This window comes from Thermotoga sp. (genome assembly GCF_021162145.1).
Taxonomy (GTDB): Bacteria; Thermotogota; Thermotogae; order Thermotogales; family Thermotogaceae; genus Thermotoga.
In genome coordinates, this window is record NZ_JAGGZH010000054.1 from 1 (window position 1) to 6,307 (window position 6,307).

5 protein-coding genes and 2 pseudogenes are annotated in these 6,307 nt (G+C 45.3%); 3 read left to right on the forward strand and 4 right to left on the reverse strand.

The features are described 5' to 3' along the window. The 4 genes from J7K79_RS04000 to J7K79_RS04015 all read right to left on the reverse strand — a co-directional run. A partial coding sequence (locus J7K79_RS04000) for a glycerol-3-phosphate responsive antiterminator (protein WP_296905418.1) occupies nt 1-454 on the reverse strand: 454 nt, incomplete at its 3' end. Beyond that, nucleotides 439-1,221 (reverse strand): 16S rRNA (adenine(1518)-N(6)/adenine(1519)-N(6))-dimethyltransferase RsmA, encoded by a 783-nt coding sequence (gene rsmA / locus J7K79_RS04005; protein WP_296905420.1) that lies wholly within the window; start codon nt 1,219-1,221, stop codon nt 439-441. The genes rsmA and J7K79_RS04000, both read right to left, overlap by 16 nt. Then, on the reverse strand, nt 1,218-2,804 hold the full coding sequence (locus tag J7K79_RS04010) for a 1,4-alpha-glucan branching protein domain-containing protein (protein ID WP_296905422.1): 1,587 nt from the start codon (nt 2,802-2,804) through the stop codon (nt 1,218-1,220). The genes rsmA and J7K79_RS04010 overlap by 4 nt, the downstream gene beginning before the upstream one ends. Nucleotides 2,805-2,808: 4 nt before the next feature. Further along, nucleotides 2,809-3,555, reverse strand: a complete 747-nt coding sequence (locus J7K79_RS04015) for a DUF4912 domain-containing protein (RefSeq protein ID WP_296905424.1) — start codon at nt 3,553-3,555, stop codon at nt 2,809-2,811. A gap of 356 nt (nt 3,556-3,911) precedes the next feature. Between J7K79_RS04015 and J7K79_RS04020 the strand changes: the two genes are divergently transcribed. The 3 genes and pseudogenes from J7K79_RS04020 to J7K79_RS04030 form a co-directional block, all read left to right on the forward strand. After that, entirely contained in the window at nt 3,912-4,469 is a 558-nt protein-coding gene (locus tag J7K79_RS04020; protein ID WP_296905426.1) for a translation initiation factor eIF-2B, read from the forward strand. Continuing rightward, a pseudogene (gene aspS, locus J7K79_RS04025) lies at nt 4,463-6,201 on the forward strand (aspartate--tRNA ligase). The gene J7K79_RS04020 and the pseudogene aspS overlap by 7 nt, the downstream one beginning before the upstream one ends. 1 nt (nt 6,202) lies before the next feature. Continuing rightward, nucleotides 6,203-6,307, forward strand: a pseudogene (locus J7K79_RS04030) (anti-sigma factor antagonist); the annotation flags it as partial.

Below are 6,307 nucleotides of genomic sequence, written 5' to 3' on the forward strand. Positions count from 1 at the left end.
ATCCTGTCCTGTAGGCTTTTTTTGTCTCTTCCAATGCTACCCCTGGTGGAACAACAAAAACGATCACATCCACATCTGCTGGAAGTTCATCTACGCTCCTGTAGGCTCTGAAACCTTCTATTTGCTCCACTCCCCTTTCAACTGCTTTTGAGTCAAGAGCGAAGAACCTGAGCACAGCAGGAATGTTGTTTCTTCTAGCAGCAACGTAATTTCTCGGCTTTATCGTGATTACGCCATCGGCTCCGGATTTTTTAACGAACAAAACAGCTTCTTCTCCTTCTCCTAAACCACTCACAAAATCTATGTCCACAAAGACGATTTTCCCCCTATCTTTCAATATCTTCAAGTGAAACTTGAGGTTCAAAATATCGCTCTTTAGAAGGAAGACAACATTGGGTATAATGTCTCCCAGAGAGTCCATGTCCCACACAGCGGCAATTATTCCCTCGAACATTCTACCGACCTCCTCCAGATCTCGTAGAGCTCAAAGATCTCCCCGAGAGTGAGTTGCTCTGCCCTCTTCGAAAGATCCAGTCCTTCAAACACGGAAAGAAATGGCCTGAGGTTGTTTCTCAACGTCTTTCTCTTTTTGGAAAAGATCATGGAGACGAATTTCTTGAACCTTCTGTAATCAAGGTTAACTTCCTTTCTTTTCATCTCCATAACCGTCGAATCCACCTCGGGGTTCGGTATAAAGTGGGATTTGGAAACATCGAACGTTTTCCTCACGTCGTAAAATGCCTGAACAATGACGGAGAGATAACCATAGACTTTTTTTCCTGGATTTGCCAGTATTCTTTCCGCCACTTCCTTTTGAACCATTATAATGGCCTTCTCAAACTCACACTCTATGATTTTTTCGATGATGGGACCCGTTATGCTGTACGGTATGTTGGATACACAGATGGTTCCCTCTGGAACATCCTTTGCCTTGAGGAAGTCTTCGAACCTTATCTCGACGTTAGTATATCTTGCCAGTCTCTCTTGGAGAACTGGAGCGAGGCTTTCGTCTATCTCGTAAGCGACCACTTTCGCACCGGTTTTCGCGAGCTCTTCCGTTAACGTTCCAGCGCCCGCTCCTATTTCCACGACCACGTCGTTTGGTGTGAGATTTGCTTCTTTTACAATCCTCCTTGCCACACGGTCATCCGAGAGAAAGACCTGACCCAGGTACTTTTTGAGTCTTATGTTATACTTCTTAAGATAGTCGGAGGTCTTCAAACCACATCCCTCGCCATCACCCTGAAATTTATCTCCGGGAATATGGCATCCAACCACTCGTAGTATTCGAGGATCTTCTCGTTTATCTTTCCACTGGTGAGCTGATCGTAAAGATCGAGAAATCTCCTTATGTGCGTCTTCGTTCTGTTCTCGGCGTATTCAACACTTGTTCTTGTCGTCATGATAAAAGCCCAGTCACTGGACTGTGCCAGGAAAAGTTCCCTCAACATCTGGTTGAGGACCCTTTCCGTGAGAGGATCAGCACTGTCGTAATACCGTCTTGAAAGCTCCACCATCCTTTCTATCATTTCATGAATGTGTCTGTAGATCCAGTCGTTGGTACCGTTGAGCCAAGTTTCGTAATACCCACCCGTTCCCCAACTGGAATCTGCAGGGGTTGCTATTTGGACTTCTTCGAGAGTATCTATGACCTCCGATGCAGTGGTAAGTCTCAAGATTTTAGATTCGCTCACGAGCTCGAAGAAACGCTTCAAAAAGAAAACACCCTCAAACCACCAGTGACCGAAGAGTTCTGCGTCGAATGGCGCAACGATTACAGGCTCAACTTTCATGATTTCCATTAATCTTTTTGCTTGTCTCTCCTTCTTGTTCAAAAAGTCTCTTGCGTGTTCCTCAACGGCTTCTATGGCTTCGTCTATGTTGTAGTAATCTTTCTGCGAAACATCCAGACTCTTCGAGGTGATCCTGTGGTACTTTATCCCCGTGTTCACCCTCACTCCTGATGGATCTATGTAGTCCCTTATGTACTCGATCTCTCTGTCGAATCCGATGTCTCTGTAGAACTCCCTATACCTTGGATCCCCAGGGTAGCCAACCGTTGCACTCCACACCTGTTCACTGGACTCTGGATCCCTTGCAAAGACGAAGACACCACTAGGAGTCATGATCGGTCTGTAGACTCCGTATTTTGGTTGTTCATCGGCAAACCAAAACGCGTGTGAGTCGACGAAGAAATACTCTATGTTGTTCTGAGCAAGGTAAAGATCCAGTCCCTGGTAATACCCGCTTTCTGCAAGCCAGATCCCCCTTGGACGCTTTCCCATATGCTTTTCGTAGTTCTTCACGCCGACTGCTATTTGAGCGTTCACCACCTCTGGATACATCTGATAAAGGGGTAAGAACGCATGCGTCGCGTTACATGTGACAATTTCCAGTTTCCCTTTCTCCTGGAATTTTTTGAATCCATCTAGAATGTTCCCGTTGTAGGAATTGAATACATCCAGGACTTTCTGAAAATGCTCCCTGTAGAACTTTGCCATCTTGTGTTTTAAAGGATGTTCGGACTTTGTCCTATCCACCTCCCTTTCTGCAAGTTCTATGAGTTTTCCAATGTGCCTTTCATACTTCTTCTGAAGATCTCTGGAAGAGAGCATCTCCATAAGAGGAGGAGTGATAGACATGGTGAGCCTGAAGTCCTCTATCTCTTCGAACATCATCAAAAGCGGTATGTAAGTTTCTGTCATCGCTTCAAAAAGCCATCTTTCCTCCAAAAAATGGTCGTGCTCGGGATGATGAATATAGGGAAGATGTGCATGTAAAAAGATGAGCACCTTTCCTCTCATATGACTACCTCCCACTTCTGAGGATCTCCTCCATCAATCTCTGTGTGAGTCCTTGGCCTGATAGACCACCCGGTGAAGTGATACCCCTCAACTTCTCTATCGGTTTCACCAGACTTCCTTCGGAGAGGACCACTCTTCTTTTCCTGTTCCGCAAATCATACCACCTTTCCCTGGAAGAAGTTGAAGGAGAAACGGCCGGAGCCCTTACCACGTTGGATCTCATCACGGGAAAGAACCTTCCTTCTTCGCCGAGGTATCCTATCTCTGAGAGGTAATCTGCCTTGGGCACGGGAACTTGGAAGTAAAAGTTTCCTGCTTCGAGAGTGGTTTCGTCGAGTCTGTATTCAAAGGTCCTGTGGGCGTTCGTTCCATTGAACCTTATGAAGGTGACGTCGTAAAGTCTAATGACAGCCTTCCCTTCTCTTGCTTTCTGCCCCATCAGGTTTCTCGTTTCCCTGTCAAAATCCCAGTAGGAAAACACCACGTAAGGATCGATTGGCATGAGAACGAGTTTATTCTTGTTGTAAGTTCTGGGAAGTGTGAGATCTGTGGCTATCTTCTGCTTCGATGTGGAAGTACCAGAAGATGCACTTGTTACTGAGGAGTTTTCCACATGTTCCCTTATGAGTCTTATAACTTCCTTTTTCCTCATGGCTTTTCTCACCCTGAGTCCCAAACTTTTAGCAAACCTCTTGAGCTCCTGTATGGTCGGGTTTGAATCCAGCCATTTTAATATCTCGTCCCTTTTCACAATTTCGCCTCCTTATTAATCTTCGTTTTAGAAAATTATAACACCGATGATTTTGGTTGTAAACGAGAGATCTTCGGGGAATTTTTAATTTATTTTCAAATAATTCTCGATAATCATCGAAAGCGGCGGAAAAACACCAATTACAATTATCCCTTTTGGGACAAAGAGGAATTAGGATACAATACTATAGAGGTGGTACTGAAGTGTCCAGAGTTCACCAGCTTTTGAGTAATATGAAAACAGAGGGGTCACAAGAAGTTGTAGAACGTCTTGTCACCTTTATCGAAGCCAATTTTGAATCTTTAAATATGGATGAGGTGACGAGAGACATTCACCTTTTCTGTGAGGAAAAACCTATGGCGGTTTTGGAAAAATTGGTTCGTTTTCTGAAAATGAATCCATCAAGGGAGGAATTAGTAAGATTCCGTCGTCTTTTGAAAAAATCTCTGGATCGCACCGTCGAATATGCATCTTCTTTTTGTAGGAGAAAGAGGATAATAACACTGAGCAACAGCAAAACCTTGGTGTGGACTTTCATCAACGCAAGGCCAATTTGTGTTTACGTTTTGGAATCGCGTCCTGGTGGCGAGGGAAAGATCTTGGTAGAATCTTTGAGAAGAAAAAGGTTGCGAGCTGAACTCATCGAAGATCTCTTGGCGTACAGAATCTTGAAAGAGGTGGATTTGTGTCTTGTAGGTGCTGATTACGTTGATAAGGCAGGAAATGTTCTGAACAAGGTGGGTTCCACCACTCTTGCTATTTTGTGTAAAGAGCTGCAGAAGCCTTTTCTGGTGGTAGCCGATCCTTTTAAGTTCGGTTCAAGATTATTGAAAGACACCGATTTGTTCGAAGTGGTTCCATCTGAGTTGATAACAGCGATAATAACGGATCCAGAAGGAGGGACAACATGCTGAGAACTCATACATGTGGTGAACTCAGAGTAAAGGACGAAGGAAAGAAAGTAAAACTCTGTGGATGGGTGAACAGAATAAGAGACCTCGGGGGAGTTCGGTTCATTGATCTGAGGGATAGATACGGTGAAACACAGATCGTGTGTGATATGAGCAGCAAAGCTTATGAGACTGTGGACGAACTCACACGAGAGTCCGTCGTGCTGGTTGAGGGAATCGTGAGAAAAAGACCGGAGGGCACAGAGAATCCAAACATAGCGACCGGAGAGATAGAAGTTGTCGCTGAAAGAATAGAGATCCTCTCTAAGGCACAGCCCCTTCCTTTCTATCCCAATGAAGCCCCGAAGGAGGAGATGAGGCTCAGATATCGATACATAGATCTGAGATCGAAACGGATGAGAGACAACATAATTTTGAGATACACTGTCACGAGGAGCATTAGAAAATATTTCGACGAGTTGGGTTTTCTGGAGATAGAAACCCCCTTCCTCACGAGGAGCACACCGGAGGGAGCTAGGGATTTTCTGGTCCCCTCCCGCCTCAGACCAGGGAAGTTCTACGCTCTTCCACAATCCCCACAACTCTTCAAACAGCTCCTCATGATATCCGGATTCGATAGGTATTTTCAGATAGTCAGGTGTTTCAGAGACGAGGATTTGAGGGCAGACAGACAGCCGGAGTTCACTCAGGTTGATGTGGAAATGTCCTTCGTTGACGTAGAAGACGTCCTTTCGGTGAGTGAGGGAATGATCGTTCGGGTATTCAAAGAGGCTCTCGGAGTAGATCTGAAGGTTCCCTTTGACAGAGTACCGTACAGTGAGGCAATGGAAAAGTACGGAACGGACAAACCTGACAGAAGGTACGGTATGGAGCTCAAAGACTTCAAGTACGCTTTTGAGGGAACGAGTTTCAAAGTGATAAGGAACATTCTGGAAGAAGGTGGAAGTGTAAAGGGCTTTATCGTTCCGAAGTTCGCCCCTGAGATGACAAGGAAAAAAGGCGACGAGTTGATGGTAAGGGCTAGAGAGCTGGGGCTAGGAGGACTTATCTGGTTCAAACTTGAGGGAGACATCAACTCGCCGCATCTGAAGCATCTTGAAAGGGAATTCAAAGCCATCATGGAAAAGACAGGGATGGAAGAGGGAGACGTTTGTTTGATAGCTGCTCACAAAGATAGAAACCTTCTCAACGAGGTCCTTGGAACACTCAGACTAGAGATTGGAAAGGAGTACTTCCCACACCTGGCAAAAGGATTTGATGTTCTCTGGGTGGTTGATTTTCCATACTTCGAGTGGAGTGAAGAAGAAGAAAGATTTGTGGCAAGACATCATCCTTTCACCATGCCGGTTGAGGAAACTCTCAGCGATGATCACACAAAAGTGCGCGCAAAAGCCTACGACATCGTTATAAACGGATACGAAGTGGGAGGAGGGAGCATCAGGATACACAAAAGGGAGATACAGGAGAAGATCTTCAGGTTACTTGGTATAGACGAGGAGGAAGCACAAAGAAAGTTCGGTTTCTTCCTTGAGGCTTTCAAATACGGTGTGCCACCGCACGGAGGTATCGCGTTTGGTCTGGATCGGCTGGTGAGTATACTAGCGGGAGAAAACTCAATAAGAGAGGTCATTCCCTTTCCAAAGACGGGAAACGGTGTCTGTCTCCTGACCGGGCACCTTCATTGGTTGACGAAAAACAGCTCAGAGAACTTAGTATCCGTGTGGAGGAGGGATAACGTGGAAAGCTTGAAACTCGAGAAAGTAGAGCAAGAAGACAAGATAGTCGTGAAGGTTCATGGGGAAATCGATGCTTACAATTCCTCAGAACTGAAAGAACAGCTG

What these genes read in the sequence shown, in the direction of transcription:
- J7K79_RS04010 (WP_296905422.1), bottom strand. Translation starts at nt 2,804, where the DNA reads ATGAGAGGAAAGGTGCTCATCTTTTTACATGCACATCTTCCCTATATT.
- J7K79_RS04020 (WP_296905426.1), top strand. Translation starts at nt 3,912, where the DNA reads ATGGCGGTTTTGGAAAAATTGGTTCGTTTTCTGAAAATGAATCCATCA.